The organism is Aestuariivita sp. (genome assembly GCF_021404545.1).
Classification (GTDB): Bacteria; Pseudomonadota; Alphaproteobacteria; order Rhodobacterales; family Rhodobacteraceae; genus Aestuariivita.
The window spans coordinates 26,765-53,664 of the sequence record NZ_JAAWWD010000060.1; the positions used below are offsets into that span (position 1 = coordinate 26,765).

The 26,900-nt window shown below is 61.2% G+C and carries 29 protein-coding genes; 5 read left to right on the forward strand and 24 right to left on the reverse strand.

Translation table 11 applies throughout. From position 1 onward, the window contains the following. Positions 1-249: a twin-arginine translocase TatA/TatE family subunit gene (tatA, locus tag HEP69_RS17760; RefSeq protein ID WP_290559831.1), complete on the reverse strand. Its 249-nt coding sequence runs from the start codon at positions 247-249 to the stop codon at positions 1-3. A 216-nt stretch (positions 250-465) separates the two neighbouring features. Between tatA and HEP69_RS17765 the strand changes: the two genes are divergently transcribed. Continuing rightward, positions 466-1,137 carry a YafY family protein gene (locus tag HEP69_RS17765; RefSeq protein WP_290559832.1) on the forward strand — a complete coding sequence of 224 codons (672 nt, stop codon included), beginning with the start codon at positions 466-468 and terminating at the stop codon, positions 1,135-1,137. A 122-nt stretch (positions 1,138-1,259) separates the two neighbouring features. On the opposite strand, the gene HEP69_RS17770 is transcribed toward HEP69_RS17765, so the two are convergent. The 3 genes from HEP69_RS17770 to HEP69_RS17780 form a co-directional block, all read right to left on the reverse strand. After that, on the reverse strand, positions 1,260-2,354 hold the full coding sequence (locus HEP69_RS17770; protein WP_290559833.1) for an ABC transporter ATP-binding protein: 1,095 nt from the start codon (positions 2,352-2,354) through the stop codon (positions 1,260-1,262). A gap of 79 nt (positions 2,355-2,433) precedes the next feature. Further along, the gene (locus HEP69_RS17775) at positions 2,434-3,561 is read right to left on the reverse strand and encodes a DNA alkylation repair protein (RefSeq protein ID WP_290559834.1); all 1,128 of its coding nucleotides are present in this window, start codon (positions 3,559-3,561) and stop codon (positions 2,434-2,436) included. Between the two features lie 11 nt (positions 3,562-3,572). Beyond that, complete coding sequence (locus tag HEP69_RS17780; RefSeq protein ID WP_290559835.1) at positions 3,573-4,352, reverse strand: SDR family oxidoreductase; 780 nt, start codon at positions 4,350-4,352, stop codon at positions 3,573-3,575. Between the two features lie 170 nt (positions 4,353-4,522). Here HEP69_RS17780 and HEP69_RS17785 point away from each other — a divergent pair, with 170 nt between their 5' ends. After that, complete coding sequence (locus HEP69_RS17785; protein WP_290559836.1) at positions 4,523-5,533, forward strand: Hint domain-containing protein; 1,011 nt, start codon at positions 4,523-4,525, stop codon at positions 5,531-5,533. A gap of 31 nt (positions 5,534-5,564) precedes the next feature. Here HEP69_RS17785 and HEP69_RS17790 read toward each other — a convergent pair whose 3' ends face one another. Next, a complete protein-coding gene (locus HEP69_RS17790; RefSeq protein WP_290559837.1) occupies positions 5,565-5,942 on the reverse strand; it encodes a nuclear transport factor 2 family protein in 378 nt (125 codons plus the stop codon). A gap of 227 nt (positions 5,943-6,169) precedes the next feature. Between HEP69_RS17790 and HEP69_RS17795 the strand changes: the two genes are divergently transcribed. The 3 genes from HEP69_RS17795 (at position 6,170) to HEP69_RS17805 (ending at position 10,360) form a co-directional block, all read left to right on the forward strand. Next, on the forward strand, positions 6,170-7,777 hold the full coding sequence (locus tag HEP69_RS17795) for a peptide chain release factor 3 (protein ID WP_290559838.1): 1,608 nt from the start codon (positions 6,170-6,172) through the stop codon (positions 7,775-7,777). Between the two features lie 20 nt (positions 7,778-7,797). Continuing rightward, complete coding sequence (locus HEP69_RS17800) at positions 7,798-8,736, forward strand: glycosyltransferase family 2 protein (RefSeq protein WP_290559839.1); 939 nt, start codon at positions 7,798-7,800, stop codon at positions 8,734-8,736. A gap of 172 nt (positions 8,737-8,908) precedes the next feature. Further along, positions 8,909-10,360 carry a DEAD/DEAH box helicase gene (locus HEP69_RS17805; protein WP_290559840.1) on the forward strand — a complete coding sequence of 484 codons (1,452 nt, stop codon included), beginning with the start codon at positions 8,909-8,911 and terminating at the stop codon, positions 10,358-10,360. Between the two features lie 26 nt (positions 10,361-10,386). Here the strand turns inward: HEP69_RS17805 and HEP69_RS17810 are convergent, their stop codons facing one another. The 19 genes from HEP69_RS17810 to HEP69_RS17900 all read right to left on the reverse strand — a co-directional run bounded on the left by HEP69_RS17810 (position 10,387) and on the right by HEP69_RS17900 (position 26,896). Then, the gene (locus HEP69_RS17810; protein WP_290559841.1) at positions 10,387-12,054 is read right to left on the reverse strand and encodes a ribonuclease J; all 1,668 of its coding nucleotides are present in this window, start codon (positions 12,052-12,054) and stop codon (positions 10,387-10,389) included. A 3-nt stretch (positions 12,055-12,057) separates the two neighbouring features. Beyond that, positions 12,058-12,831 carry a type III pantothenate kinase gene (locus tag HEP69_RS17815; protein WP_290559842.1) on the reverse strand — a complete coding sequence of 258 codons (774 nt, stop codon included), beginning with the start codon at positions 12,829-12,831 and terminating at the stop codon, positions 12,058-12,060. A gap of 12 nt (positions 12,832-12,843) precedes the next feature. After that, complete coding sequence (locus tag HEP69_RS17820; protein ID WP_290559843.1) at positions 12,844-13,593, reverse strand: biotin--[acetyl-CoA-carboxylase] ligase; 750 nt, start codon at positions 13,591-13,593, stop codon at positions 12,844-12,846. Between the two features lie 61 nt (positions 13,594-13,654). After that, the gene (nuoN, locus tag HEP69_RS17825) at positions 13,655-15,097 is read right to left on the reverse strand and encodes an NADH-quinone oxidoreductase subunit NuoN (RefSeq protein WP_290559844.1); all 1,443 of its coding nucleotides are present in this window, start codon (positions 15,095-15,097) and stop codon (positions 13,655-13,657) included. Positions 15,098-15,109: 12 nt separating this feature from the next. Next, a complete protein-coding gene (locus tag HEP69_RS17830) occupies positions 15,110-16,651 on the reverse strand; it encodes an NADH-quinone oxidoreductase subunit M (protein WP_290559845.1) in 1,542 nt (513 codons plus the stop codon). After that, on the reverse strand, positions 16,651-18,786 hold the full coding sequence (gene nuoL / locus HEP69_RS17835) for an NADH-quinone oxidoreductase subunit L (RefSeq protein WP_290559846.1): 2,136 nt from the start codon (positions 18,784-18,786) through the stop codon (positions 16,651-16,653). The genes HEP69_RS17830 and nuoL overlap by 1 nt, the downstream gene beginning before the upstream one ends. 6 nt (positions 18,787-18,792) lie before the next feature. Further along, positions 18,793-19,098, reverse strand: coding sequence for an NADH-quinone oxidoreductase subunit NuoK (gene nuoK / locus HEP69_RS17840; protein ID WP_039686350.1), 306 nt, complete (start codon positions 19,096-19,098; stop codon positions 18,793-18,795). 73 nt (positions 19,099-19,171) lie between these two features. Continuing rightward, complete coding sequence (locus HEP69_RS17845; protein ID WP_290559847.1) at positions 19,172-19,648, reverse strand: hypothetical protein; 477 nt, start codon at positions 19,646-19,648, stop codon at positions 19,172-19,174. Positions 19,649-19,735: 87 nt separating this feature from the next. After that, complete coding sequence (locus HEP69_RS17850; RefSeq protein ID WP_290559848.1) at positions 19,736-20,338, reverse strand: NADH-quinone oxidoreductase subunit J; 603 nt, start codon at positions 20,336-20,338, stop codon at positions 19,736-19,738. Beyond that, positions 20,335-20,745, reverse strand: coding sequence for a carboxymuconolactone decarboxylase family protein (locus HEP69_RS17855; RefSeq protein ID WP_290559849.1), 411 nt, complete (start codon positions 20,743-20,745; stop codon positions 20,335-20,337). The genes HEP69_RS17850 and HEP69_RS17855 overlap by 4 nt, the downstream gene beginning before the upstream one ends. Next, positions 20,742-21,140: a carboxymuconolactone decarboxylase family protein gene (locus HEP69_RS17860; RefSeq protein WP_290559850.1), complete on the reverse strand. Its 399-nt coding sequence runs from the start codon at positions 21,138-21,140 to the stop codon at positions 20,742-20,744. Before HEP69_RS17860 ends, HEP69_RS17855 begins: the two co-directional genes overlap by 4 nt. Beyond that, a complete protein-coding gene (nuoI, locus tag HEP69_RS17865) occupies positions 21,137-21,631 on the reverse strand; it encodes an NADH-quinone oxidoreductase subunit NuoI (RefSeq protein ID WP_290559851.1) in 495 nt (164 codons plus the stop codon). The genes HEP69_RS17860 and nuoI overlap by 4 nt, the downstream gene beginning before the upstream one ends. A 67-nt stretch (positions 21,632-21,698) precedes the next feature. Then, positions 21,699-22,730: an NADH-quinone oxidoreductase subunit NuoH gene (gene nuoH / locus HEP69_RS17870; RefSeq protein WP_290559852.1), complete on the reverse strand. Its 1,032-nt coding sequence runs from the start codon at positions 22,728-22,730 to the stop codon at positions 21,699-21,701. Positions 22,731-22,736: 6 nt separating this feature from the next. Next, entirely contained in the window at positions 22,737-23,120 is a 384-nt protein-coding gene (locus HEP69_RS17875) for a hypothetical protein (protein ID WP_290559853.1), read from the reverse strand. Further along, positions 23,120-25,141, reverse strand: coding sequence for an NADH-quinone oxidoreductase subunit NuoG (nuoG, locus tag HEP69_RS17880; RefSeq protein ID WP_290559854.1), 2,022 nt, complete (start codon positions 25,139-25,141; stop codon positions 23,120-23,122). Before nuoG ends, HEP69_RS17875 begins: the two co-directional genes overlap by 1 nt. A gap of 175 nt (positions 25,142-25,316) precedes the next feature. Continuing rightward, a complete protein-coding gene (locus HEP69_RS17885) occupies positions 25,317-25,730 on the reverse strand; it encodes a DUF5333 domain-containing protein (protein WP_290559855.1) in 414 nt (137 codons plus the stop codon). A 100-nt stretch (positions 25,731-25,830) separates the two neighbouring features. Then, positions 25,831-26,157 carry a hypothetical protein gene (locus tag HEP69_RS17890; protein WP_290559856.1) on the reverse strand — a complete coding sequence of 109 codons (327 nt, stop codon included), beginning with the start codon at positions 26,155-26,157 and terminating at the stop codon, positions 25,831-25,833. Positions 26,158-26,162: 5 nt separating this feature from the next. After that, positions 26,163-26,663, reverse strand: a complete 501-nt coding sequence (locus HEP69_RS17895; protein WP_290559857.1) for a DUF3291 domain-containing protein — start codon at positions 26,661-26,663, stop codon at positions 26,163-26,165. After that, a complete protein-coding gene (locus HEP69_RS17900; protein WP_290559858.1) occupies positions 26,660-26,896 on the reverse strand; it encodes a pentapeptide repeat-containing protein in 237 nt (78 codons plus the stop codon). Before HEP69_RS17900 ends, HEP69_RS17895 begins: the two co-directional genes overlap by 4 nt. Between the last annotated feature and the right edge of the window lie 4 nt (positions 26,897-26,900).

Below are 26,900 nucleotides of genomic sequence, written 5' to 3' on the forward strand. Positions count from 1 at the left end.
TCAGACCTTGTCCTTGTCCACGTCAGCCGTCGCTTTGCTCGGCGCATCGGCACCGGGTGTAACGTCTTTGGCTTCAACCGCGGCGGCCTGTTCCTCCATCTCATCGGTGCTGTCTTTGACGCCCTTCTTAAAGGCGGTGATGCCCTTGCCCACCTCTCCCATCAGGCTGGAGATTTTACCCCGCCCAAACAGAACGAGCACCACAACGGCAATCAGCAAAAGGCCAGGAAGGCCGATATTGTTCAGCATGTCAGTCTCCTTGCAAGTCAGTGGCGGACCGGCAGTGCCGGATCGCGCATCAAGTCCTGCCCTGTCTAAGCGTGCCGCCCCCTGTCGGAAAAGGGCCAAGGCGCGGGAATTGCGGCGCAACACACAGAATAGGCCGGAGTTTTGGGCCTTGGCACACTCTCCTGACAGGTTTATGTCAGTTGTATGCCCCCTTTCGCCGCCCATGAGTGAGGCCAGATGCGCCGGTCCGACCGCCTGCTTGAGATTCTGCAAATCCTGCGTGACGGAAACCGGCACCGCGCCGAAGACATCGCGGCCCGCTTGGGCGTGTCGGTGCGAACGATCTACCGGGATATGGACACGCTTCAGGCCTCGGGCCTTTCCGTCGAAGGCGCGCGCGGACAGGGGTACAAGATCGGTGACACGATCAGCCTGCCGCCTCTCACCCTGACCGAGGCAGAGCTGGAAGCGCTGAACCTCGGGATCGCAATCGTGTCAGAAGCCGCTGATCCCGCTCTCAAGACGGCCGCGCAGCACCTGGCGGAAAAGATTGATGCAGGTCTGTCGGTTGAAGCCGTAGCCGAGGCGGATGCCTGGAAATTCGCGATTTACCCCTTTGCGGATGCGGCGCGCGGACTGTCTCATATGGCGCCGTTGCGGGCGGCCATTACGGGGCGGCAAAAGTTGAGGATCTGCTACCGGCGCCCCGATGGTACACGAAGCACGCGCCAGATCCGGCCATTGATGATGGAGTATTGGGGGCGTGGCTGGATCCTGACCGCCTGGTGCGAATGGCGGTCGGATTTCCGAATGTTCCGCCTGGACCTGATCGAAGAGGCGACGGCCCTGCCCGAGCTCTTTGTGGATGAGCCTGGCAGGACCCTATCCGATTTCCGAAGTCGCACCTGATCCAATTGCGCGCCTGCGGCGCATGCGATGCTGGCACGTCGTGCCGCCGCCCCTATCCAAGGGTGCGTCTTTTCGCGCCCAAGCAGACCGAATGCCCCGAAAGCGTGACAGAAGGCAGGGCGTCAGGCGGGGAAGACAAAGCACTTGTCGCGCCGCACCGTCAGCCACATCACCTTGCCTTCCTTGGGCAAGAATACCCCCGGCACGGTCACCCGGATCATGGATTGGTCGTAATCCATCCGGAACTCCACCAGGCTCTCATTGCCCATGAAACGCGCGCGCTGCACCAACCCGCGTGCAGGCGTGCCATCCGTCGCGGTGGGGACAGGCCCCCTGCCATTGCGGTCGAAATCGATCCGCACATGTTGAGGGCGAAAGACGATTTCAACCTCTGTATCGTCCGGCACCCCCGGAGCCAGAAACCGCCCGAACGGTGTCATAGCGAGAGCACCGTTCACGCGGGCGCGCAGCACGTTGGTGTCGCTGAAAAACGCCACCGCCGCATGATCCAGCGGGCGGGTATAGACGTTATAGGGCGCGCCCTGCTGGACGATGCGACCGTCGCGCATCAACGCGATCTCATCAGCCATGCGCATCGCCTCATCCGGCTCATGCGTGACCAACAAAACGGCGGTGTCCTCGGCCTTGAGCAGATCCAGCGTCTCGTCCCGGATGCCATCGCGCAGCCGGTTGTCGAGACCGGAAAACGGTTCGTCCATCAGCATGATCCGGGGGCGCGGGGCCAGCGCGCGGGCCAAGGCCACCCGTTGCTGTTCGCCCCCCGACAACTGATGCGGATAGCCGTCGATGAACCGCAAAAGATCGACCTTGGACAGCAGCTCTTCGACACGGGCGCGCTTGGCCTCCTTGGGGCCCTTGAGGCCGAAGGAGACGTTGTCGGACACGCTCAGATGTGGAAAGAGCGCGAAATCCTGGAACATCAGGCCGATCTCGCGCCGCTCTGGCGGCACCCGGGTGATGGTGTCACAAACCAGTTTGCCATCCACATAAATCTCGCCCGAATCCTGCATTTCAACCCCGGCGATCATGCGCAGCGTCGTAGACTTGCCACAGCCCGATGGACCCAACAGGCACGTCACCTGCCCCGGCATGATACGAAGCGAGACATCGTCCACCACCGCACGATTGTCGAATCGGCGGATCAGATTGCGGACCTCCAGTCTGGCGACTGGGACTTGGGGGGCGTGGGGCAGCAATCGGGCCTCTCTTCGGTGATCCCGATCAAAACCATCGGACATTTCCGCAGTTACCAACCCCGCCCGCGACGTGCAAGCCTCAGGCAATCAGATCGAAGCACGCCTTGGCCCTGATGCGGCCATTGACCTGCACCTCGATACGATGCGGGCCGGGGATCAATGCAAAGGTCGTGGCGTTGGCTTTAAGCTTGTGGGCTTTGGTCAGCCTCAGCTCCTGTCTCGCGGGCACTGTCGATTGCTTTAACTTGAAGGTTTTCTGCCGCGTCTTGCCCGATGCCGTGGGAAAAAACAGCACATAATCCACAATGACGGGCGTATCCTTCGATGCCGTCAGCGTAACCGCGACGTCAAGCGTCTCTCCGATCCGGATCTTGGTTGCCACCAATGACAGACCGACCTCCAGGGCCGCATCTGGATCGAACCCCAAAAGCCGCAGCGCTTGCGGGGCGCCTGCCTTGACCTGGGTGCGCAGCGCATGGCGGGTCATCCAATCCAGTTCCTTGGCGGTCTGATCGCTACGACCCTGCCAGTCCTCCAGATGGGCAATGACGCGGTCCGGCACCGTCTTGGTCAGGTCATTGAGATGGTTGGCCACCGACCGGGTCACATAACGGGCGCGATCCGCATGCAGACGATCCAACAGGGGCAAGGTGCGCTCCGGGCTCAGATCCACCGCCCGGGCCCAGGGCAGTTTGGGGCGCGTCCCCTCGCTGACCAGACGTCTGACATGGTAGTTGTCCGACCCGGCCCAGAGTGACAGACGCGCCAGCGTCTCCTCTGGCCAACGGTTCAGAAACGGACGGATGTAGAACTCCATCGAGAACCGCTGTGTCGCTTCATGCAACAGATCGAGCGCGCGGTCCCGATCCCCCTCCAGCCCGTGCCGCACCGCGATGATGCCCGGAACGGCATGGATGAACCGGCCAAAATCATCATCGGTCAGGGTCAGATCGAGAGGCGGCGGCATGGCGGCCTCCAACGCCTCGGCCATGGCGGGAAACCCCGCTGGAAGCGAGGGCTCCAGACAATCGGCAATCCAGTCCAGCCGCTGCATCAACTCGCGGTCCGGAAATCCCGCCAGGACCTCTGCGGTGAACCGCTCGGCATCGAAGTCAGGCCATGCAGCGGCATATTCCGCCGCCAGATCGCCGATGCTTTCGGCGTTAAAAAGGTGGTCTTTCAGCGAAAAGCGCTCGGTGCCTGCCAAGTCAGCCACCGTTACAGGGTCGCGTTCGTGGCGCCGCCGTCCAGCAGCAGGTTCTGCCCGACGATGAACCCCGCATGTTGGGAGCATAGAAATGCGCAGGCCGCGCCGAACTCCTCCAGCGTGCCATAACGGCGCACCGGGATTGTGGCCGCGCGGCGTGCGCGGGCCTGCTCCATCGTGATGCCCTGGGCGCGCGCCACCGGGCCATCCAGCGCCTCTGCCCGGTCCGTGGCGTGGATGCCCGGCAGCAGGTTGTTGATCGTCACTCCCGCCTCGGCCACTTGCCGCGCGGTACCCGCAACAAAGCCGGTCAGCCCGGTGCGCGCCGCATTCGACAGCCCCAGCTGCGGGATCGGCGCCTTGACCGACTGGCTGGTGATATTGACCACCCGGCCCCATCCTCGCTCCATCATCCCCGGCAATACCGCCTGCATGAAGGCAATCGGTGTGAGCATATTGGCGTCGAGCGCGGCCACGAAATCATCGCGGCTCCAGTCGTGCCACATACCCGGCGGAGGCCCTCCGGCATTGGTCACCAGGATATCGACTTCGCCCGCCGCCGCCAGCACAGCCGCGCGCCCATCCGGTGTGGTCACATCGGCGGCCGCGGTTGTCACCTCCACGCCATGGGCGGACCGTATGGCCTCCGCCGTGGTCTCCAGCGTCTCGGCTCCGCGCGCGTTCATCACCAGGTGAACCCCTGCGCCTGCCAGCGCCTCGGCACAGCCGCGGCCCAAGCCCTTGCTCGATGCGCAGATCAATGCGCGTTTTCCGGCGATCCCAAGATCCATAATTCGTCCTCCCATATGCCTGATTTTCCGGGCATTTAGCACCACCGACCTTGCAATCGCCAGCAAAATACCGGGGCGTTGACCCCTTCGCGCCACAATCCTAGTCTAGCGTTCCTGGACATCGCGGTTCACCCCCGCGCCGCAGGCAGATCCACGCAGGAGTCCACAGCATGCCCCATAGGACAGCGCCCGTCCAATCGGTTCAGGTCTATTCTGCGGATATGCTGCGGGTGTCCGCCGGTGCCAATCTGGGCGACGGTGTGTCCTGGCATCAGGAACTCGACCTCGACGATATCTATATGCTGGATGCAGGCGCTGACCGCGCGCGGCTGTCGCTTCAGCCGGATGCGACGGGCGGGTTTCATGTGGCCGAGGAGACCGGGATCGGCCGACCCGGAGCGCCGCTGCATCTGGATTGTGCGCTGACCTTCATGTCGCCGGATGGGTTGACCCAAGTCGTGATCGTGATGGTGGAATTGGACGCCGAGGATCAAATCGCGGCGATCTATCTTCTGTCGCTGTCGGTGCTGCGCCCGAAAATCGAATACTCGCTGGTGGGCATCGACACGGACGGCGCGCGCGAACACTTTGCCCGCGTTGCCTGTGTGTACTTCACCCGCGGCACGCATATCACGATGCATACCGGAGAACAGCGCCGGATCGAGACCCTGCAAGCGGGCGATCGGGTGCTGACTCGGGATGATGGCGCGCAGGAAATCCACTGGATCGGATCGTCGACCATCCGCGCCCAGGGAGCGATGGCACCCGTGGTGATCGAAGCGGGCGCACTCAACAACGACCACGACCTGGTGGTCAGCCCCGATCACCGCCTCTTTGTCTATCAGCGCAAGGATCGGATCGGTGCCGGCCAGGCCGAGATCATGGTCAAGGCCAGGCATCTGGTCAATGGCGACACAGTGCGGGTGGCTGAGGGCGGATTTGTCGACTATTTCCAGATCCTGTTCGAGCGGCACCACATTATCTATGCCGAAGGGATCGCGGCGGAATCCATGCTGGTCGACCCGCGCACCCGGCCCGCCCTGCCGCCGGACATGCTCGACAAGCTGACCGAAGTGATGCCTGGCCATGCCCGCTCCGGCCAGCACGGTGTCGATGTGCAAGAAGCGCTGCTGGATCGGCCCGATGCGATCGACATCCTGCGCCGCGCATCCTCGCGCTGAGGCCGACCCATCACGCGTTTTCGCCGAAAACCTAGGCTTGGGCAGAGGTCTGATAGAAGAATTCTTCGCGCGTGATCTTGCCGTTTGCCACGGTATAGACGCCGACTTCCTTCATATCGAAGGGTTTGCCTCCGTCCTTTTCGTGGCCCTTGACCTCGAAGATCACCGCGAACCGGTCCTCGCCATGCACCATCGGATCGCTGACGTTGGTTTGCGTCGCCTCCATCGCGCTGTTCCACCACTCATGTTTGCCGCGAATCGCCTCCAGACCCGCGGCCTCACGCCCGTTGCCCATGTCCGCCGCCTCCACCGAAACGGCGTCCGGCGCATAGAGTTTGTCCAGATTGGCCATTTCCGTTCCGGCGCGACATCCGGCGACCAGCGCATCTGCGATTTGTTGAAGTGTCATGGTCTTTCTCCCTATTTTGTTCACTTTATGTTCTCAATCTATGTCAAAGCCGTTGAATGGCCAAGTCCGAATTCCGGACAGCCCCCGGGCGCGCCACTCTCCGCCGATCAAGCCCTGCATCCACGGACGACAGAAGGCCGGGTTCGAGCGCAAAGGCCCAAGAGCGTTTCCACAGATCCATGCGGGCGTTCTTGCCTTGCTGCCAAGCCTCACCTATACGCGCGATCATGTTAGACGCGCCGAAAAACCGCCCCGATCTGCCCGCCGAAATCGCCCGGCGGCGCACCTTTGCGATCATCTCGCACCCGGACGCGGGCAAGACCACCCTGACCGAGAAGTTCCTGCTTTATGGCGGTGCGATCCAGATGGCCGGCCAGGTCCGCGCCAAGGGCGAGGCGCGGCGCACCCGTTCCGATTTCATGGCGATGGAGAAGGATCGCGGCATCTCGGTCTCGGCCTCGGCAATGTCGTTTGATTACAAAAACTTCCGGTTCAATCTTGTGGATACACCGGGTCACTCGGACTTCTCCGAAGACACTTATCGCACGCTCACCGCCGTGGACGCCGCCGTGATGGTGATCGACGGTGCCAAGGGGGTGGAAAGCCAGACGCGCAAGCTTTTCGAGGTGTGCCGCCTGCGCGATCTGCCGATCCTGACATTTTGTAACAAGATGGACCGGGAAAGCCGGGATACCTTTGAAATTATTGACGAAATTCAGGAAAATCTGGCTATTGACGTGACCCCGGCCTCGTGGCCCATCGGGGTCGGTCGCGATTTCATCGGCTGTTATGATATCCTGCGAGACCGGTTGGAGCTGATGGACCGCGCGGATCGCAACAAGGTCGCGGAAACCATTGAAATCAACGGGCTGGATGATCCAAAGCTGGCCGAACACGTGCCCGAAGCGCTGCTCGATCAGCTCAAGGAAGAGCTGGAGATGGCGCGCGAATTGCTGCCTGCGCTGGATCAGACCTCGGTATTGGAAGGAACGATGACGCCCATCTGGTTCGGCTCTGCCATCAACTCGTTCGGGGTCAAGGAACTGATGGACGGTATCGGTCTCTATGGGCCGGAACCGCAGGTGCAGTCGGCTCAGCCACGTCAGATTTCCCCCGAAGAAACAAAGGTTTCTGGATTTGTCTTTAAGGTTCAGGCGAATATGGATCCCAAGCATCGCGACCGCGTGGCGTTTGTGCGCATGGCCTCGGGGCATTTCAGGCGCGGCATGAAACTGACCCACGTGCGCACCAAAAAACCCATGGCGATTTCCAATCCGGTGCTGTTTCTGGCCTCGGATCGCGAATTAGCCGAAGAGGCCTGGGCCGGCGACATTATCGGCATTCCCAACCATGGCCAGCTGCGCATCGGCGACACGCTGACCGAAGGCGAGGCGCTGCGGGTGACGGGCATCCCGTCCTTTGCGCCCGAGCTGTTGCAGGGCGTGCGCGCGGGCGATCCGATGAAGGCCAAACATCTGGAGAAAGCCCTGATGCAGTTCGCCGAGGAAGGGGCCGCCAAAGTGTTCAAACCCGCCATCGGCTCGGGATTTGTCGTAGGCGTTGTCGGCGCGTTGCAGTTTGAAGTGCTGGCCTCGCGGATCGAGCTGGAATACGGGCTGCCGGTCCGGTTTGAAAACTCACAATTCACCTCTGCGCGCTGGGTGAAGGGTGACCGACAAGAGGTTGAGAAATTTATCAAATCCAACCAGCAGCATATTGCGCATGATCATGATGGCGACGTGGTGTACCTGACCCGGTTGCAATGGGATATTGACCGGATCGAGCGGGATTTTCCCGCGTTGACGTTGAGCGCGACCAAGGAAATGATGGTCTGAACCTGAACGGGAGCGGGCACATGACCAGATGGGGCATCGTCTCCACCATCAAGGCGCCGGTGGACGAGACGCTGCGCTTTGCCGCTTACCACCTCAGCCAGGGCGCACACCGGCTCTATCTTTATCTCGACGATGCGAACGAAGCCGCGTTTGTCGCTTTGAACGACCATCCGCAGATCACTCCCATCCTGTGCGACGAGGTCTGGTGGCAAAAGCGCGGACGCCGTCCGGAAAAGCACCAGGTGCGCCAGACCCGCAATGCCACCCACGCCTATCGCCGTCTGGCGCGGGTCGACTGGCTGATCCATATGGATGTCGATGAGTTCCTGGTCAGCGAGGCCTTCCTCTGCGATCAACTGGACGCCCTGCCGGCCGACACGCCGATTGCCCGGGTCCGCCCGATGGAGCAGCTGTCCGGCGATCCCACCCTTTTCAAGGTCTTCTTGCCAGGGGGCGCGCACCGCCACAGGCTGGTGGAGGAGATCTATCCCACCTTTGGCGCGCATCTCAAATCCGGTTTTCTCAGCCATGTGGCGGGCAAGATCTTTGTGCGGACGGGCCAGCAGGATCTGCAATTGCGTATCCACCAGGCCTTTCGCGACAACGCACGGATCGTCGGCGAGGTCGAGATGCAAGGCGTCGATCTGGCCCATGCCCATGCCAAGGATTGGGACGCGTTTCGCGCGGCTTTCCGGTTTCGGCTGGAGCGCGGATCCTATCGCTCCGAACTGGCGCCCGAGCGCGCGCGCGCAGATGGGGGGCTGACCCTGCATGAGCTCTTTCAGCAGATTGACGCCACCGACGGGGACACCGGGCTGCGCGCCTTTTTCGACGAGGTCTGCGCGGCCACACCGCGTCTCACCCAGGCCCTGGAGCGCCATGGCCTGCTCAGACATGTCGCGTTGGAGCTCGATACACATTTGCGTGAACATTTCCCCCAATACGTGCGAAAACCCTGACATATCCGCAACAATCCCCCGCTCTGCCCCGTGCTGCGGCCGCGTGATTTGACGACAGGCAAGTGCAGTGCTATCTGCCCCTCCAAGCCAACCATGCGCAGGTGCGCGGGCCATCCGGGCCAGGCTGATAACCGTGCGGGCCGCGTCGAGTGTCCGCAAATTGCGGATACACATGACAAAATTTTCTGATCTGAATCTGAACCCCAAGGTTCTCAAAGCCGTTGTTGACGCGGGTTATGAGACCCCCACCCCCATTCAGGCCGGCGCCATTCCGCCCGCTCTCGATGGGCGTGACGTTCTGGGTATCGCCCAGACCGGCACCGGCAAAACCGCCAGTTTCACCCTCCCAATGATCACCCTTCTTGCCCGGGGACGCGCACGTGCCCGCATGCCGCGCAGCTTGGTTCTGTGCCCCACGCGGGAACTGGCGGCGCAGGTCGCCGAGAACTTTGACACCTATGCCAAGAACGTCAAGCTGACCAAGGCGCTGCTGATCGGTGGCGTCAGCTTCAAGGAGCAGGACCTTTTGATCGACAAGGGCGTCGATGTTCTGATCGCGACGCCAGGCCGCCTGCTGGATCATTTCGAGCGCGGAAAGCTGATCCTGTCGGATGTCAAGGTTATGGTCGTGGATGAGGCGGACCGGATGCTCGATATGGGATTCATCCCCGATATCGAACGCATTTTCGGCCTGACGCCCTTTACCCGCCAGACCCTCTTTTTCTCAGCCACCATGGCGCCCGAGATCGAACGGATCACCAATACCTTCCTCAGCAATCCCGAACGGATCGAGGTTGCCCGGCAGGCGACAGCGTCCGAGACGATTGAGCAGGGCGTGGTGATGTTCAAAGGATCGCGCAAGGATCGCGAAGCCAGCGAAAAGCGCAGGCTATTGCGGATGCTGATAGATGCCGAAGGCGAGAAATGCACCAACGCGATCATCTTCTGCAACCGCAAATCAGATGTCGATATCGTCGCCAAGTCCCTGAAAAAATATGGCTACGACGCTGAACCGATCCATGGTGACCTGGATCAGAGCCAACGCACGCGCACGCTCGATGGGTTCCGGTCGGGCGATATTCGACTGCTGGTGGCATCGGATGTGGCCGCCCGCGGGCTCGATATTCCCGCAGTGAGCCATGTGTTCAATTTCGACGTGCCCAGCCATGCCGAAGACTATGTGCACCGCATCGGCAGGACCGGGCGCGCCGGGCGTGAAGGCAAGGCCGTGATGATCTGTGTGCCGCGCGATGAAAGGAACTTCGACGATATCGAGCGGTTGTTGCAAAAAGAAATCCCGCGCCTTGAGAATCCGTTGCAAACCGCCAAAAGCGATACGGGTGAGACCGAAGAGCAGACCGAAAAGCCCAAGCGCACCCGCCGCAGCCGGAGCCGCAAGGACGATGCGACCCCTGAGGCCAAACCCGCCCCCGAGGCAGGCCTGTCCAGTGAGACTGTCGAGACAGCTCCCACATCGCCCCCGAAAGGCCCGGTCGAGGCAAGACAACGCTCCCGCCAGGGTCGGCGCAGCGGTCAGGAACGCGGCGACGCGGCCGTTGTCGGCATGGGCGATCACATGCCGGGCTTTATCGCACTGAGCTTTGATGAGCGCCGCACCGGGTAACCTCGGACGGCGCCCTCACGGCCAGCTCAGCGCATCCGGCTCACAACCACCGTCACTTCGGGCTTCTTGCCGATTTCGGACTGCGATGTCTGCCGCACGATCCGGCGCAGCGCCTCTTCCAGCGCGTCATCGTCCCGCAGCGTTTTCTCGCCCGCACGCATCATGAACTGGCCGAGATCTTCTTCCAGCACATCCACCAAGGGCGCCTTGGACTTGCCCGTCTCTGCCAATCCTTTGAGATCACACCAGGGATCGCCAAGGGGTTCATCGGCTTCGTCCAGGATCACGGTCACGACCACATGTCCGTTCAGTGCCATGCGGATGCGATCGCGCACGATACCGTCCAGCGCACCGATCTGCATCGAACCATCCAGATAGGTCCGCCCGGTTTCGATGTACTCGGCCACCGATGGGGCATTGCCGCTCAGGTCGATCATCATCCCATTGACCGCGACAATTGCCTGGAACCCATTGGCTTCGCTCAGCTTCACATGCTCGCGCAGGTGCCGGTGCTCACCATGCATCGGGATCACGATCTGGGGTTTGACAATGCGCTGCAACCGCTCAAGGTCGGGCCGGTTGGCATGGCCCGACACGTGATAGAGGCCAGAACTGTCATCGACAACATCCACCCCTTTTTCCGAAAACTGGTTGATAATGCGGATCACCCCGCGCTCGTTGCCCGGGATGGTCTTCGAGGAAAAGAGGAAAAGATCCCCCTCCTTGATCTCCAGCCCCATATACTTGCCGCGCGCCAGTTGCGCAGAGGCCGCGCGCCGCTCCCCCTGGCTGCCGGTGACCAAGAGGAGCAGGTTCTCACGCGGGATTGACGCTGCATCTTCGGGGCTGACGACCCGCGGAAAATCGGCCAGAACGCCGGTCTCGATCGCGGCTTCGATCATCCGCCTCATGGCGCGGCCCAACAAGACGATGGATCGGCCCGCACGCTCTCCTGCTTCGGCCAGGGTTTTGACCCGTGCCACATTTGAGGCAAAAGTGGTGGCCACCACCATGCCCGTGGCCCCCGCCACCAGCTTTTCAATCTCGGGCCCCACGTCGGCTTCGGATCGGCCCGGGTGGGGTGCAAAAACATTCGTGCTGTCGCAGATCAGTGCGCGCACCCCCTGTTTGGACACATCGCGCCACAACGCCTCGTCAAAGGGCTCCCCGACACCCGGCGTTTCATCCAGTTTGAAATCGCCGCTGTGGATCACCCGTCCGTCCGGGCTGTCGATCACCAGGCCGGCGCTTTCCGGTATGGAGTGCGATATCGGCAGAAAGCCCACGCGAAACGGCCCGGCCTGCACCTGTTCGGGCCAGGCACCAACGGTTTGCACGGCGTCTTCAGGATGGTTGTGTTCGGCCATCTTGCGCCGCGCGATGTTGGCGGTGAAGGCGCGCGCATAGACCGGCGCACCCAGCGCATTGTAGAAATGCGCCACAGCGCCGACATGATCCTCGTGAGCATGGGTGATGAAGATCGCGTCCAATCGGTCGGCGCGCTCTTTCAGCCATGTCATATCCGGCAGGATCAGATCAACCCCGGGAGAACCATCCATATCCGGGAAGGTTACACCCAGATCGACCAGGATGAACCTTTCCGCATCTACAGGGCCATAGCCATAGACATAGGCATTCATGCCGATTTCGCCCGCCCCGCCCAGAGGGAGGTAAATCAGTCTTTCACTGCTCATTTTTTATCCGTTTTCCTTGTTATGGGCATGGATCACCGTCAGCCCATGCATCGTCAAGTCATCTTCAAAGGCATCAAATAGGTCTTCTGTCTCGTCAAACAACGGGGCAAGGCCGCCGGTCGAGATGACGGTCATCTCACTCTCCCTCTCGGCCTTGATGCGCGCGCAGCACTCCTTGACCAGCCCGACATAGCCCCAGAACACACCAGACTGCATGCAGGTCACGGTGTTGGTCCCCACAACCCTCTGAGGTTTTGAAATATCCACATGCGGCAGGGCGGCGGCGGCCATATGCAGCGCCTCAAGGCTCAGGTTCACCCCCGGCGCGATCAACCCACCGACATAGGCGCCATCGTGATCGACCACGTCAAAGGTCGTGGCAGTGCCGAAATCCACCACGATCAGGTTCCCGCCATGCCGGTCAAATGCGCCCGCCGTGTTCACCAGCCGATCCGGACCCACACTCGTGCCTTCATCGACACGCGGGTTGCGCGGCAAGGCGCAGTCGGGCTTGCCCACCACCAGCGGGCGGCAGCCAAAGAACCGGTCGGCAAAGACACGCAGGTTGAAGACCACCCGCGGCACGGTCGAAGAGATAATCACATCGGTGATATCCGGGGCAATCCTGTAATGATCCAAAAGCGTCGAGAACCACGTGAAATAGGCATCCGCCGTGCGCGCATGGTGGGTCGAGGTGCGCATCGTGCACAAGAACCCTGTCCCGTCCCAGATCGAAAACACCGTATTGGTATTGCCGCAGTCGATGGCCAAAAGCATGTCGGCCTCCCCTCAGAAGTAAATCTCGGCGGCAGGAATGGTGACCTGCCCGCTCTGGGTTCCCAACACCAGATTACCCGTGGCATCAATCGTCTCAAAGATGCCGCTTGTCTCGGATCGTGCGGTGCGGGCCATGATCGGCTCCCCCAATCGGGCCGCGCGCTCCAGCCAAGCGGTTCGGATTGGCTCAAATCCGAAATCCTGCATCTGCCGCTCGTAATGCGCAAACCGGCTGGCCAGCACTGTCAGAAACCCTTCGGGCTGGATCGACATCCCCGTCTCGCCCATCAGGGATACGGGCCGCACCGCCAGAGGCTCGACACAGTCCGGCGGCGGCGCCTCGGCCAAGTTCACACCAATCCCGATCGCCAGATGCCGCACCCCACCAGTGGCGCCGGCACTCTCCAACAGGATACCGGCCAGCTTTCCGCCGTTCAACAGCACATCATTGGGCCATTTCAGCGACAGCCCCTCCGTTCGGCCCGTCACATCCGCTACCGCATCATAAAGGGCCAGTGCCGCGACGAACGATCTGAGTGCGGCCACGCCAGGACCGCCTTCGGGCCGCATTACCAACGTGGCCGACAGGTTCCCTTCGGTAGTAACCCAGGCCCGGCCCCGGCGACCGCGCGCAGCCGTCTGGCGATGCGCCAGGATCCACACCGGACCGCTCAGCTCTGGCGCAAGGCGGGCAGCCTCGTTAAGCGTGCTGTCGACCTGCGCCAGAACATGTCTGCCATATCCAGACGGCCAGTCACTCATGGATGTCCCGCGCTTCTTCTCTTTCCAAATACGGCACCCTGCCGGTGACGCGGCGCGACACTCAATTGACCAAGACCGTCGCCGCCGCCTCTGCCACGCCTTCGACGCCGAACATATTCACAATGCCCAGCACCATTATCGCCGCCGATCCCATCAGAAAACCCCAAAGCACCGGAGAGTTGCCGGTCTCCAGCTCGTCGCCCGTATCGTCGCCGAAATACATGTAAAAGACGATGCGCAGATAATAGAACGCACCGATCACCGACGCGACCACACCGGCCACGGCCAGCCAGATCAGATCTGCCTCATAGGCCGCTCTGAGCACATAGAACTTACCGAAAAATCCCAACATCGGCGGCACCCCGGCCAGGGAAAACAGCAGCACCAGCATGGCCAGCGCCTTGCCCGGCTCACGTTTGGAATACATGTTGAGCGATGAGATATTCGTAACTGGCTGACCGTCACGCTCCATCATCAGGATAAAGGCAAAGGTGCCGATATTCATCGTCACATAGATCGCCATATAGACCAGCATCGCCTGGACACCGAAAGCGGTGCCCGCGGCCAGACCCATCAGCGCATAGCCCATATGGGCAATCGATGAATAGGCCATCAGCCGTTTGATATTGGTCTGACCGATTGCGGCAATAGCGCCCAGAAACATCGACAGCACCGACAAGAGCGCCACGACCTGGCTCCAATCCGGGACCGCACCGCCAAAGGCGTCATGCAGCACCCGAGCGAAAAGACCCATCGCCGCCACTTTTGGCGCGGTCGCAAAAAATGCCGTAACCGGCGTGGGCGAGCCTTCGTAGACATCCGGCGTCCACATATGGAACGGCACGGCGGAGACCTTGAACGCCAGACCGGAAATCACGAAGATCAGACCAAAGAGCATACCCAGCGAAATCTCTTCTTGGGTCGCGGTCTGGATGATGCCGGAAAAGAGCGTTGTGCCCGAATAGCCGTAAACCAGTGACGCGCCATAGAGCAATAGACCGGAGGAGAGCGCACCCAGCACAAAGTATTTCAGCCCGGCTTCGGTCGATTTTGCACTGTCGCGGCGCAAAGAGGCCACCACATAAAGCGAGAGCGATTGCAGCTCCAGCCCCATGTAAAGGGCCATCAGATCGCCCGCGCTGACCATCATCATCATGCCGACCGTCGCCAGGACGATGAGAACCGGATACTCGAACCGCAGAAGATCGCGTTTGGTCATATATTCCTGGCTCATCACCAGAACGGCTGCCGCCGAGAGCAGGATCACCACCTTTGCAAAGCGCGAGAATGCATCATCGACGAACATGCCGCCAAAGGCGATATTGGTGCCTTGCCCAAAAAGCCCGATATAGGCCGCCACCCCGGCCATCACCGCCGCCGAAAGCCAGACCAGCATCGGGGCCAGCTTGTCCTTGGAGGTGTAGACCGCAAAGATCAGCGCGGCCATCGCATAGACCGCCAGCGCGATCTCGGGCAGGATAACGTTCAGATCAGCCTGGATCATGCCCCGGCCCCCTTAATTCGATGCAAGCTGGTTGGCGGCCTCTGCCGCAGCCAGCGCCGTTTCGTAATTGCCCACCAGTGCGGCGACCGAGGGCCCAATGATATCGAGGATCGGGGCAGGATAGACGCCAAAGAGGATCGTGGCCACCACAAGCGGGGCAAAGATCGCCCGTTCACGCCGCGACATATCGGTGATCGTCTTGAGGCTTTCCTTGATCAGATCGCCCATCACCACCCGGCGATAGAGCCAGAGCGCATAGCCGGCAGACAGGATCACGCCTGTGGCCGCTACCGCCGCTACCCAGGTATTGACCTGAAAGACCGCCATCAGCGTCAGGAACTCTCCGACAAAGCCCGACGTCCCCGGCAGGCCCACATTTGCCATGGTAAACAGCATGAAGATCAGCGCATAGGCAGGCATCCGGTTCACCAGACCGCCATAGGCGTCGATATCGCGCGTGTGCATCCGGTCATAGATCACACCGACACACAAAAAGAGCGCGCCCGAGATAAACCCGTGGCTGATCATCTGAAAGATCGCGCCGTCGATGCCCTGCTGGTTGGCCGCAAAGATCCCCATGGTCACAAATCCCATGTGCGCGACCGAGGAATAGGCGATCAGCTTTTTCATATCCTCCTGCACCAGTGCGACCAGCGAAGTATAGACGATGGCGATGGCGCTCAGCCACAGAACCAGCGGCCCCATCACATCCGATCCGACCGGGAACATCGGCAGTGAAAACCTCAGGAACCCATAGCCACCCATCTTCAAAAGGATCGCCGCTAGCACGACCGAGCCTGCGGTGGGCGCCTGCACATGCGCGTCAGGCAGCCAGGTATGGACCGGCCACATCGGCATCTTGACCGCGAAACTTGCGAAAAACGCCAGCCACATCAGCGTTTGCACACCGCCCACGATCTGCACGCCCAACAGGCTAAAGGTCTCGGTGCCGAACTGATGGCTCATCAACTGTTCGATATCGGTGGTGCCCGCATCCACATACATGCCCACCATCGCCACCAGCATCAGGACCGAGCCCAGGAAGGTGTAGAGGAAGAATTTGAACGAGGCATAGATACGTTCCTTGCCGCCCCAGATGCCGATGATCAGGAACATCGGGATCAGGCCTGCCTCGAAGAACAGGTAAAACAGCACAAGATCCAGCGCCATGAAGACGCCCAGCATCAGCGTTTCCAGCAGCAAAAACGCGATCATGTATTCCTTGACGCGGTGCGTGATTTCCCAACTGGCCAGAATGACCAGCGGCATGATGAACGTCGTCAGCATCACAAACAGAACGCTGATCCCATCCACACCCATCTTGTAATTCAAGCCGAGGATCCACTCCCCCTCCTCTACGAACTGAAAGCCCGTGTCGTTGGGATCGAAGCCAAAGAGGATGAAGAGCGAGACGACGAACGTGGCCGAAGTTGCAAAAAGTGCGGCCCATTTGGCGTTTTTCTGCGCGGCCTCGTCATCGCCACGCAAAAACAGTGCGAGGATAACGGCGGCAATCGCCGGGATAAACGTGGTGATGGAAAGGAGGTTATCCATTATTCCGCTCCTCCGCCAATCGACATCCAGGTGATCAGCACCGCGATGCCGACGACCATCCAGAACGCATAGGTAAAGATGTATCCAGACTGGGCGCGACCGGCGAGACGGGTGATAAACGGGATGATCCCCATCGCCACGCCGTTGATCGTCCCGTCGATCACATTGCCATCGCCGCGCCGCCAGAACAGGCGACCCACACCCATCGCAGGTTTGACAAAGATCGCATCGTAAAGCTCGTCAAAATACCATTTGTTCTTGAGAAAGAGGTAGAGCGGGCGCTGGTTTTCCGCCAGCCGCCCCGGCAGGCTGGGGTTCTTGATATAGAACCAATAGGCCATCAGGAACCCGATCAGCATTGCTGCAAAGGGCGAGGTCTTCACCCAGTACGGCACCTTATGCGCGTCGTCCAGCAAGGTGTTGTCGGGCGCGATGTAAAGCGCGCCCTCGCCGGGTTGTCCGGCAAAGGCATAGTGATGCTCTTTCTCGGTCCCGTGATCGTCCCCGGCTGGGGCAGCACCGTGATCGTCACCATGCCCCGCATCCGCCTCACCATGCCCGGCGGCGTCCTCATAGGGAATGCCATAGAATGTGCCGACCTGATCCACATGGCCAAAGAAGGGCTTGTACCAGATCATACCGGCAAACACCGCGCCGATGGCCAGCACCCCCAGCGGCACCAGCATGACGGTGGGGCTTTCATGGGCATGCTCATGGGTGTGCTTGCTGCCGCGCGGCTCGCCGTAAAAGGTCAGAAACATCAGCCGCCAGGAATAAAAGCTGGTAAAGAGCGCAGCGATCACCAGAAGCCAGAAGCCATATCCGGAACCGGCCGCATAGGCGCTTTCGACAATGGCGTCCTTGGAATGGAACCCCGCAAAGCCGATGGGGATCTCACCCAGTGTCACGATCCAAACAGGGATACCGACCCCGGTAATCGCCAGCGTGCCGATCATCATCGCCCAGAACGTATAGGGGATCTTTTTGCGCAAGCCCCCGTAATTCATCATGTCCTGCTCATGATGCATCGCATGAATGACCGAGCCTGCGCCCAGAAACAGCATCGCCTTGAAGAACGCGTGCGTCAGCAGATGGAACATGGCCGCCGAATACATGCCGACGCCCGCGGCCACGAACATATAGCCCAGTTGCGAACAGGTCGAATAGGCGATCACCCGTTTGATGTCGGTCTGAACCAGACCCACAGTGGCCGCGAAAAACGCGGTCGTGGCCCCCAGGAAGGTGATGAACATCGTAGCGTTGGGTGCAAATTCCATGATCGGCGACATCCGGCAGACCAGGAACACACCCGCCGTCACCATGGTTGCCGCGTGGATCAGCGCCGAAACCGGAGTCGGACCTTCCATCGCGTCAGGCAACCAGGTGTGCAGGAAAAGCTGCGCCGATTTCCCCATCGCCCCGATAAAGAGCAGGAACGCCACCAGCTCGGCCGCGTTCCACGAGGTCCACAGGAAGGTCACCTGTGTCTCGGCAAGCGTCGGCGCGGCGGCGAAAATGTCGCTCAGGTTGATGGAATCGACCAGGAAGAACAGCGCAAAAATCCCAAGTGCAAAGCCGAAATCCCCGACCCGGTTCACGACGAACGCCTTGATCGCGGCGGCATTGGCACTTGGCTTGCGGTAGTAGAACCCGATGAGAAGGTACGAGGCGACGCCAACACCCTCCCAGCCAAAGAACATCTGCACCAGGTTATCTGCCGTCACCAGCATCAGCATCGAGAAGGTGAAGAACGACAGATACGCAAAAAAGCGTGGCTTATATGTCTCGCCCTCGCGCCATTGCGGGTCGTGATCCATATAGCCAAAGCTGTAAAGATGGACGAGCGCGGAGACGGTGGTGATCACGATCAGCATGATCGCGGTCAGCCGGTCCATCCGGATCGCCCAATCGGTGCTGAGCGTGCCGCTTTCGATCCAACGCAAGATCGAAACGGTGTAATGCCCGCCCTCATGCGCCGAGGGATCAAAGCTCAGGAAGATGATCCACGACAGGATCGCCGACAGGAACAACAGCCCCGTGGCCACCCACATCGCGGCCGTCTCGCCGATGATCTTCCAGCCAAAGCCGCACAGAAGCGCGCCCACCAGCGGGGCAAAAAGCAGAATGGTTTCCATCGGTCCCTACCCCTTCATCACGTTGACATCTTCCACCGCGATCGTGCCGCGGTTGCGGAAGAAGCAAACGAGGATCGCAAGGCCAATCGCGGCCTCGGCAGCAGCCACCGTCAGGACAAAAAGCGTAAAGACCTGCCCCACCAGATCGTCCAGAAAGGACGAGAACGCGACCAGGTTGATATTCACCGCCAACAGCATCAACTCGATGCTCATCAGCAGGATGATCACGTTCTTTCTGTTGAGAAACAGCCCGAAGATACCGATGACGAAAAGCGTCGCCGCCACCGTCAGGTAATGTTCCAAACCAATCATATCGTCCCTCAGGCCTCTTTGGTTCCTGGCGAGGTCTTGTTGCCCCGTCATGTTCCAGTGTCGGGTGGCCGGATCAGCCGCCCAAGTGAAATTCCGTCTTGTCTCCGCGCCGGTCGCCATAAAGGGCGGCACAGGCGCAGGGTTCATCGTTCAATGTGCTCAGCGTAATGTCGCGCGCTGTGGAGCCAAGCGCGTCCGCCATCCGGTCGAGCGTTGCAAAGACGCGGTCGCCTGTCTCATGCTCGGCCACGATGCGCAACGCCGCGTCGGTGCGATCGAATGTCGACCGCGCGTTCATCCGGTCCTCGGCGGTACGAAACCGCAAGGCGGCACCGGGCCCGCAATCAACGATCACGATATCGGTGGCGGTGCCCTCCTGAGACCACCAGTCGCGCCACATCACCCGGCCCGCGCCCAGATCGACATGTGCGGTCTCGCCCCCATGCGACACATGCGTGGTGCGGTCACAGCCGGACAACGTCAGAGCCTGTGCCCCGCTGGCGCCCAGCATCATCAGTGCTGCCATCATATGAGGGGAAAGCCGTTTCATCCCATCCTTACCGATTGAAATATCCACGCGCCGCCAGAAGGGCCACGGCAATCGCCACCAGAATGGCAATGATCTCTGTCTCACCCATTACAAGCCCTGCCCCGGTTTGACGTCTTTCAGCTCCATCGCCTTGGCCGGATCGCGATACATCTGGGCCAGAACGTCCTGGCGTTTGATGTCCGAACGGTGGCGCAGGGTCAGCACGATGGCGCCCACCATGGCAACCAGCAGGATCAGACCCGCAAGCTGGAACAGAAGGAAATACTGATCATAAAGGATCATCCCCAGCGCCTCGGTGTTGTGGCGATCCACCGGGGTGACTTGCGCGCGCAGCCCCTCGGCGGCGGCGTTGCTTTCCCAGGCGCCGAAGGCCATCACGAACTGCATCAGGATCACCACACCGATCAGCAGAGCAAGCGGCATGTATTTGGCCATCTCGGCCTTCAACTCGGCGAAGTCCACGTCCAGCATCATCACGACGAACAGAAACAGCACCGCAACCGCACCCACATAGACGATGATCAGCAGCATTGCGACGAACTCGGCCCCCAAAAGGACGAACAGCCCCGCTGCCGACAAGAACGCCAGGATCAGCCACAGCACCGAATGCACCGGATTGCGGCTGATCACGGTAAAGAGCCCCCCGGCGATCACGCTGACCGCGAAAAGATAGAATGCAAAGACGCTCATGCCTCGTCCCCTTCTGTGTCGGCCATCGCCTCTTGCGCCAGCTCCAGCGCGCGGGTCATGGCCGGGATGCCGGCAAAGACCGACATCTGTCCGATCGCCTCGACGATCTCCTGTTTCGTTGCGCCCGCCTCCACCGCGTGGCGCACTGTCTGACGGACTGCCGCATCCGCTTGCGCGCCCTGCATGGTCAGCCCCGCAAGGGTCAAAAGCAGCCGCGTCTTGGCATCCAACCCATCCTTGTTCAGCGTGTTGCCAAACCAAAACTCCATCGCATCCTTGGGCATCGTCGGCCACAGAGCCTCAAACCCCTTGGGGTTGAAATTCTCCAGCGCGGGATTGAACGCCTTTGCCATTTCCTGTGCCTGGACCATCATGGCCTCGAACGGGTTGCGGGGGGTGTCGGTCATGGCGCGGTCTCTGCCTCCTCGAACACTTCGATAGCGGCATTCAGCGCATTGATCATCGCCGGAAATCCGCCATAGAGAGCGGTCTGCAAAATGGTCTCGCTGATCTGTTGTGGCGACCATCCCTGGTCCAGCGCCGACCGGACGTGGATCTTGAGTTGTGGGCGCGTTTGCCCCCCCAGCGCCGCCAGAACCGCAACCGTGTTGAGTTGCCGCGTCTTCAGATCGAGCCCCTCGCGCGCATAGGGTCCGCCATAGACTGTCGCCACCTGCCAAGCGGCAAAGCCCGGCAGATAGCGGTCGTATTTCCCGGCAAGGGCGGCTTCGAGCCCGGGCATCATCTGTTCGGAAAGATCCCGACCGGTCTCAAGCGCGGTTTGAAAGACAGGGTCACTCATCTGTAGGGCGCGTCCAGTTCCAAGTTATGCGCGATCTCCGCCTCCCAGCGTTCGCCATTGGCCAGCAGCTTGTCCTTGTCGTAAAACAGCTCTTCACGCGTTTCGGTCGCAAACTCGAAATTCGGACCCTCGACGATGGCGTCGACCGGGCAGGCTTCCTGACAAAACCCGCAATAGATGCATTTGGTCATATCGATATCGTATCGCGTGGTCCGGCGGCTGCCATCCTCGCGCGGTTCGGCATCGATGGTGATGGCCTGGGCGGGGCAGATCGCCTCGCAAAGTTTGCAGGCGATGCAGCGTTCTTCGCCATTGGGATAGCGGCGGAGCGCGTGTTCGCCCCGGAAGCGCGGGGACAGCGGGCCCTTTTCATGCGGATAGTTCAGGGTCGCCTTGGGAGCGAAGAAGTACTTCAATCCCAGCTTCATCCCCTTGGCGAAATCGGCCAGCAGAAAGTACTTCGCGGCGCGGGTGTAATCCATCTGTGTCATGCGTTGCCTCCTTGGCCGGGGCATCGCGCAAGGCGGGCCACGGTCCATCTGGGGGTGAGCGTCAGGGTCATGCGGGCCACCGTGCGAAGATGCCCCAGAACCAGTCGAACCGCGCGGCAAAGGCCACGAATACGACCCAGGCCAATGAGAACGGCAGGAACACTTTCCACCCGATCCGCATCAGTTGGTCATAGCGGTAGCGCGGTGTGATCGCTTTGACCATCGCGAAGAGGAAGAAGAAGAACGCCATCTTGGCGATCATCCAATGCGCCCCGTCGGCCAGGAACGGCACGGGGGAGAGCCAGCCGCCAAAGAACAGCAGGCTCATCAGCGCGCACATCAGGAAGATCGCGATGTATTCGCCGGCCATAAAGAGCAGGAATGGCGTGGAGGAGTATTCCACCTGATAGCCCGCCACCAGTTCAGACTCGGCCTCCGGCAGATCGAACGGGGGTCGGTTGGTTTCGGCCAAGGCACTGATAAAGAACAAAAACACCATCGGAAGATGCGGCAGCCAGTACCAGCCGAAAAAGCCATAAGCGGTGTCCTGCGCGCCCACGATGGCGCCGAAATTCATCGAACCTGTGGACAGGATCACCCCGATGATGATCAGACCGATCGAGACCTCGTACGAGATCATCTGCGCCGCAGACCGCAAGCTGCCCAGGAACGGGTATTTCGAGTTCGACGCCCAGCCGCCCATAATCACGCCGTAAACCTCAAGCGAGGAGATCGCGAAGACATAAAGGATCGCCACGTTGATGTCCGACAGAACCCAGCCATCGTTGAACGGGATCACCGCCCAGGCCACCAGCGCCAGCACGAAGGAGGTCATCGGCGCAAGCATGAACACCGTCTTGTCCGCGCCCGCCGGGACGACCACCTCTTTGACGACGTATTTCAGCGCGTCGGCCACCGTCTGCAACAGGCCAAAGGTACCGACCACATTGGGGCCGCGCCGCATCTGGACCGCAGCCCAGATCTTGCGGTCGCCATAGACCAGGAACAACAGCGACAGCATGACAAAGGCAACAACCGCAAGCACTTGCGCCAGGATCAGGACAGCCAGGCCGCCGGGAGTGGTAAAGAAATCAGCCATTGTTCCTCACACCATGGGTATTCCGTTTTCCGCGCAATTGGCGGCCACGACTTCGGCGTCGATGGTGCGCGCCCCGCGCGGCAGGGAGGGCGAGATGGTGTAAACAGCATCCGCCGACCAGACGCCACCCTCTTCGGCCACTTTTGTGCGTAAATGCCGCGCAAATCCGTAACCCCGGATCAGCGTGTATTGGGCCGCCGCACATTCGGCGTAGGCTTCGACATCCAGGGGCGTGCGCGCCCCCGTCATCGAGACCTGAAACTGCACCAGTTCCCCTTCCAACAGCCGTGTCTCCACGCCTTGATAGGTCGGCGCAAAGCGCGCGACCTCCGGCTCGCTCGTATCACAGCCCGCCAGGACACAGAGGGGGATCAGAGGGCTCAAACGCATCACTCCGCAGCGATCTTCGCCGCGCCCCGGGCCTTGGCGTTGGCCGAGAGTTCGGCCATCAGCTGGCTGGCGCGGGCGATGGGGTTGGTCAGGTAAAAATCGCCGAGAGCGTAGCGGAAAGGCGCCTCGCCCATGGGGCCGCTGGGCAGTGGGTGCCAATCGTTTTCCGGCACCGCGTCGATCTGCGCAAGATGCGGCACCTTCGCCACCAGCGCCTGGCGCAGTTGCGGCAGGCTGTCCCAGGGTTGCACAGCGCCCAGCTCCCCCGAAAGCGCGCGCAGAATCGCCCAGTTCTCCTTGGCTTCACCAGGAGGGAAGCCTGCGCGGAAGGCCAGTTGCGGACGCCCTTCGGTGTTCACGAAAAGGCCGTTTTCCTCGGTATAGGCGGCAGCGGGCAGAATCAGATCGGCGCGGTGCGCGCCCCGGTCCCCGTGGCTGCCCTGATAGATCACGAAGGGTCCGGCGGGAATGTCCCCCTCATCGGCGCCCAGGTTATAGATAACGTCGGCGGGTTTGACCGCGCCCATGCCCTCCTCGGCCACGGCGCCGACATCCAGCGCGCCAACACGACCGGCGGCGGTATGCAGGATCAGCAGACCGGCTTTGGCGGCTTCGGCGATCCGCATCGCTTCGGCGAGGATCGCCGCGCCGTCGTCCCGGCAGAGCGCGCCCTGCCCCACGATCACCATGCCCGGCCCGCCGGCCGACATATTGTCGATGGCACATTGCGCATATTCGGCCAGCGCCTGCGGGCCGTCGCCGAAATGCCCGTACTCATAGGTCAGATCCACCGCGGGGCCGACCAGGCCAACCTCGGCCCCGTCGATCCAGGCCTTGCGAATACGCGCGTTCAGCACCGGTGCCTCGATCCGCGGATCGGTTCCGATCAACAGAAATGACCTTGCCGCGTCAATATCCTCGATACCGGCGGTGCCCACATAGGCCGAGCGGTTGTCGGCCGGCAGCTTGGCCCCATCCGTGCGGCACTCAACCTGGCCGCCCTGCCCCTCGATCAGCTGTTTAAGAGAGAAGGCCGCCTCGGTCGGGGCAAGGTCCCCCACCAGACCGACAAGCCGTTCGGCCCCGTTGATCGCGTAAGCGGCTGCCGCCAGCGCTTCATCCCAGTCAGCCGGGCGCAGCTTGCCGTTTTGACGGATATAGGGCCGGTCTAGCCGCTGACGGCGCAGCCCGTCCCAGACAAAGCGGGTCTTGTCGGAAATCCACTCCTCGTTCACGCCGTCATGGTTGCGCGGCAAAAGCCGCATCACTTCGCGGCCCTTGGTGTCCACGCGGATGTTCGATCCAAGCGCATCCATCACGTCGATGCTTTCGGTCTTGGTCAGCTCCCATGGCCGCGCGGTAAAGGCATAGGGTTTCGACACCAGCGCTCCCACCGGGCAAAGGTCGATGATATTGCCCTGGAGATTGCTGTCCAGCGTCTCCCCCAGATAGGAGGTGATCTCGCTATCCTCACCGCGCCCGGTCTGGCCCATCTGGGTGATGCCCGCCACCTCGGTGGTGAAGCGCACGCAGCGCGTGCAGGAGATACAGCGCGTCATATGCGTCTCGACCAGCGGCCCCAGATCCAGATCGTCAACGGCGCGCTTGGGTTCACGGAAGCGGCTGAAGTCCACGCCATAAGCCATTGCCTGGTCTTGCAAATCGCATTCGCCACCCTGATCGCAGATCGGACAATCCAGCGGGTGGTTGATCAGCAGAAACTCCATAACGCCCTCACGGGCCTTCTTGACCATGGGCGAGTTTGTCTTGACGACCGGCGGCTGGCCCTCCGGTCCGGGGCGCAGATCCTTGACCTGCATCGCGCAGGAGGCGGCCGGTTTGGGCGGTCCGCCGACAACTTCCACCAGGCACATCCGGCAATTCCCGGCAATCGACAGCCGCTCGTGATAGCAAAAGCGCGGGATCTCGATCCCGGCCTCTTCGCAGGCCTGGATCAGGGTCATCGCCCCCTCCACTTCGACCTCGGTCTCGTCGATGATGATTTTGCGCAGATCGCTCATGTGCATTGCCCTGTGAATTGCCATATGTCCGGCACGGCCCTTTTGCCGCGCGTGGCTGTGTCTGTGATGTGTTCCGCCGCGCCGAACTGTGCCGCGCAATGGCGCCCGGTCGCGCGATACGCCGGATCACGCGCATGGTTGCCGAGCAGGCCAGCAAGATATGTCGCCGCCCCCCTCATCGGGCCCGCAACAACGCCCCGATGGCGCTTTTCTTGGCGATCTCTTCCCGGCCCATCCGGCACAGATCGTCAGGGTTGTCCGGGTTTACCCCCCGGGCCTCAAAAAGCGCCGCACCCCGCGCGATCATCCGATCCTTTTCCGCCCGGCTGTCGACATAGGCGTCGATTTCGGCATCCGAGTACCCCAGCGACAGCGCGTGGTTCTTGATGTCCTGCATCACGCCAATCGCCTTGAAGAGGCGCCCGTCGATGCTGTCGCAGCGCTTGCGGATCACATTGGCCACAGCCACCTGAAACAGCCCGTCATCCACCTGCGCCACCTCGCGCAGGGGCGGTTTGGCCGCCGCGACCGAACTGACCGCGAGACAGAGCGTCGCGGCAATCGCCACCGGTTTGAACAATCCGATCATAGGTCACCTCTTTGCGGATCAAAGAGGGCACGCAAATGCATACCGCCACCGTTATGCAATAACAGGGACGCCGACCGGCAGGGATATGTCACCCGCCGCGTCACCGTTTGCACATCCCCGCGAAACTTAGCCGGTCACGTTCGATCACCAGCGCTGCGGGATCGGTGTCGGGGCCGACACTCCACTCGATATTCGAGGTGCCATATTCGTTGATGCAGTACTTGATGCCTTCAAACCGCCCCGCTTCGCGCGCACCATCAAGCGATGCCGAGACCGGCGAAACCTCTACGGTGAACTTGCGACGGTCGTCCCGATCATGGGACGCCTTGCCGCGAAACACCTCCCCATCAAAGCGGACGCGGTCGTCGCGCGCCGTGCAACCGGCCACAAGCGCCAGGGCCAAACTCATCAGGATCAAGGGTTTCATCACACTCACTCCGCTGCCACCGGGGCGCATTGATGGGTGCGCCACATGTCGCTGTCTTTCAGATGCGACCAGCCAAACGCATGCTCACTGTCCCCATGGGCCTTGAGGTGCTCCAACCGTGCCAACGCCTCATCCAGGCTGGGCCGGTGACCGGCGGGCACCCACCACATCACGAAATGCATGGCGCCCAGAACCTCGAACCACTCTTGCCGCCGTTCATAGAACCGCTTGTGGATGGTGCCCCAAACAAATTTTTCCAGGCTGGGCGCGTCTTGCCATACGGTCAGATTGGCGACTGCTTGCGGGTCATCGCCAATAGCGTTTTCGGTATTTCCGGTACCCGGTTCACCGGAACCTTCCATCATCCAGACGAAACCCGGCATGCGTTTGCCCAGCCCGTTGATCCGGTCGAGGTTTTCCATGAATTCCGCCACGCGAGGATCATCCGTCGGCGCCAACAGACGGCCAATATTCAACTCCGCCAGGTGCATTTCAGCCGCCGTCATGACTGTCCCTCATAAGCGGACAGCAGATCACTGACCAGAATGCCCCGGATGCGCATACCGGTCAGGTTCGCGTCCGAGATATCTACGTCACCGAGGTTAACATTCTCGAACCGCGACCCGGCCAGGTTCACATCGCTGAACGTCGATGCCGAGAGATCGACATCACGAAAAACCGAGCCAGACAGCCCTGCATCGACTGCTTCGATCCTGTCTTGGGTATCGGTCAGCTTCATTGCG

What these genes read in the sequence shown, in the direction of transcription:
- tatA (WP_290559831.1), bottom strand. Translation starts at nt 249, where the DNA reads ATGCTGAACAATATCGGCCTTCCTGGCCTTTTGCTGATTGCCGTTGTG.
- HEP69_RS17765 (WP_290559832.1), top strand. Translation starts at nt 466, where the DNA reads ATGCGCCGGTCCGACCGCCTGCTTGAGATTCTGCAAATCCTGCGTGAC.
- HEP69_RS17780 (WP_290559835.1), bottom strand. Translation starts at nt 4,352, where the DNA reads ATGGATCTTGGGATCGCCGGAAAACGCGCATTGATCTGCGCATCGAGC.
- HEP69_RS17785 (WP_290559836.1), top strand. Translation starts at nt 4,523, where the DNA reads ATGCCCCATAGGACAGCGCCCGTCCAATCGGTTCAGGTCTATTCTGCG.
- HEP69_RS17790 (WP_290559837.1), bottom strand. Translation starts at nt 5,942, where the DNA reads ATGACACTTCAACAAATCGCAGATGCGCTGGTCGCCGGATGTCGCGCC.
- HEP69_RS17795 (WP_290559838.1), top strand. Translation starts at nt 6,170, where the DNA reads ATGTTAGACGCGCCGAAAAACCGCCCCGATCTGCCCGCCGAAATCGCC.
- HEP69_RS17800 (WP_290559839.1), top strand. Translation starts at nt 7,798, where the DNA reads ATGACCAGATGGGGCATCGTCTCCACCATCAAGGCGCCGGTGGACGAG.
- HEP69_RS17805 (WP_290559840.1), top strand. Translation starts at nt 8,909, where the DNA reads ATGACAAAATTTTCTGATCTGAATCTGAACCCCAAGGTTCTCAAAGCC.
- HEP69_RS17810 (WP_290559841.1), bottom strand. Translation starts at nt 12,054, where the DNA reads ATGAGCAGTGAAAGACTGATTTACCTCCCTCTGGGCGGGGCGGGCGAA.
- HEP69_RS17815 (WP_290559842.1), bottom strand. Translation starts at nt 12,831, where the DNA reads ATGCTTTTGGCCATCGACTGCGGCAATACCAATACGGTGTTTTCGATC.
- HEP69_RS17820 (WP_290559843.1), bottom strand. Translation starts at nt 13,593, where the DNA reads ATGAGTGACTGGCCGTCTGGATATGGCAGACATGTTCTGGCGCAGGTC.
- nuoN (WP_290559844.1), bottom strand. Translation starts at nt 15,097, where the DNA reads ATGATCCAGGCTGATCTGAACGTTATCCTGCCCGAGATCGCGCTGGCG.
- HEP69_RS17830 (WP_290559845.1), bottom strand. Translation starts at nt 16,651, where the DNA reads ATGGATAACCTCCTTTCCATCACCACGTTTATCCCGGCGATTGCCGCC.
- nuoL (WP_290559846.1), bottom strand. Translation starts at nt 18,786, where the DNA reads ATGGAAACCATTCTGCTTTTTGCCCCGCTGGTGGGCGCGCTTCTGTGC.
- nuoK (WP_039686350.1), bottom strand. Translation starts at nt 19,098, where the DNA reads ATGATTGGTTTGGAACATTACCTGACGGTGGCGGCGACGCTTTTCGTC.
- HEP69_RS17845 (WP_290559847.1), bottom strand. Translation starts at nt 19,648, where the DNA reads ATGAAACGGCTTTCCCCTCATATGATGGCAGCACTGATGATGCTGGGC.
- HEP69_RS17850 (WP_290559848.1), bottom strand. Translation starts at nt 20,338, where the DNA reads ATGAGCGTCTTTGCATTCTATCTTTTCGCGGTCAGCGTGATCGCCGGG.
- HEP69_RS17855 (WP_290559849.1), bottom strand. Translation starts at nt 20,745, where the DNA reads ATGACCGACACCCCCCGCAACCCGTTCGAGGCCATGATGGTCCAGGCA.
- HEP69_RS17860 (WP_290559850.1), bottom strand. Translation starts at nt 21,140, where the DNA reads ATGAGTGACCCTGTCTTTCAAACCGCGCTTGAGACCGGTCGGGATCTT.
- nuoI (WP_290559851.1), bottom strand. Translation starts at nt 21,631, where the DNA reads ATGACACAGATGGATTACACCCGCGCCGCGAAGTACTTTCTGCTGGCC.
- nuoH (WP_290559852.1), bottom strand. Translation starts at nt 22,730, where the DNA reads ATGGCTGATTTCTTTACCACTCCCGGCGGCCTGGCTGTCCTGATCCTG.
- HEP69_RS17875 (WP_290559853.1), bottom strand. Translation starts at nt 23,120, where the DNA reads ATGCGTTTGAGCCCTCTGATCCCCCTCTGTGTCCTGGCGGGCTGTGAT.
- nuoG (WP_290559854.1), bottom strand. Translation starts at nt 25,141, where the DNA reads ATGAGCGATCTGCGCAAAATCATCATCGACGAGACCGAGGTCGAAGTG.
- HEP69_RS17885 (WP_290559855.1), bottom strand. Translation starts at nt 25,730, where the DNA reads ATGATCGGATTGTTCAAACCGGTGGCGATTGCCGCGACGCTCTGTCTC.
- HEP69_RS17890 (WP_290559856.1), bottom strand. Translation starts at nt 26,157, where the DNA reads ATGAAACCCTTGATCCTGATGAGTTTGGCCCTGGCGCTTGTGGCCGGT.
- HEP69_RS17895 (WP_290559857.1), bottom strand. Translation starts at nt 26,663, where the DNA reads ATGACGGCGGCTGAAATGCACCTGGCGGAGTTGAATATTGGCCGTCTG.
- HEP69_RS17900 (WP_290559858.1), bottom strand. Translation starts at nt 26,896, where the DNA reads ATGAAGCTGACCGATACCCAAGACAGGATCGAAGCAGTCGATGCAGGG.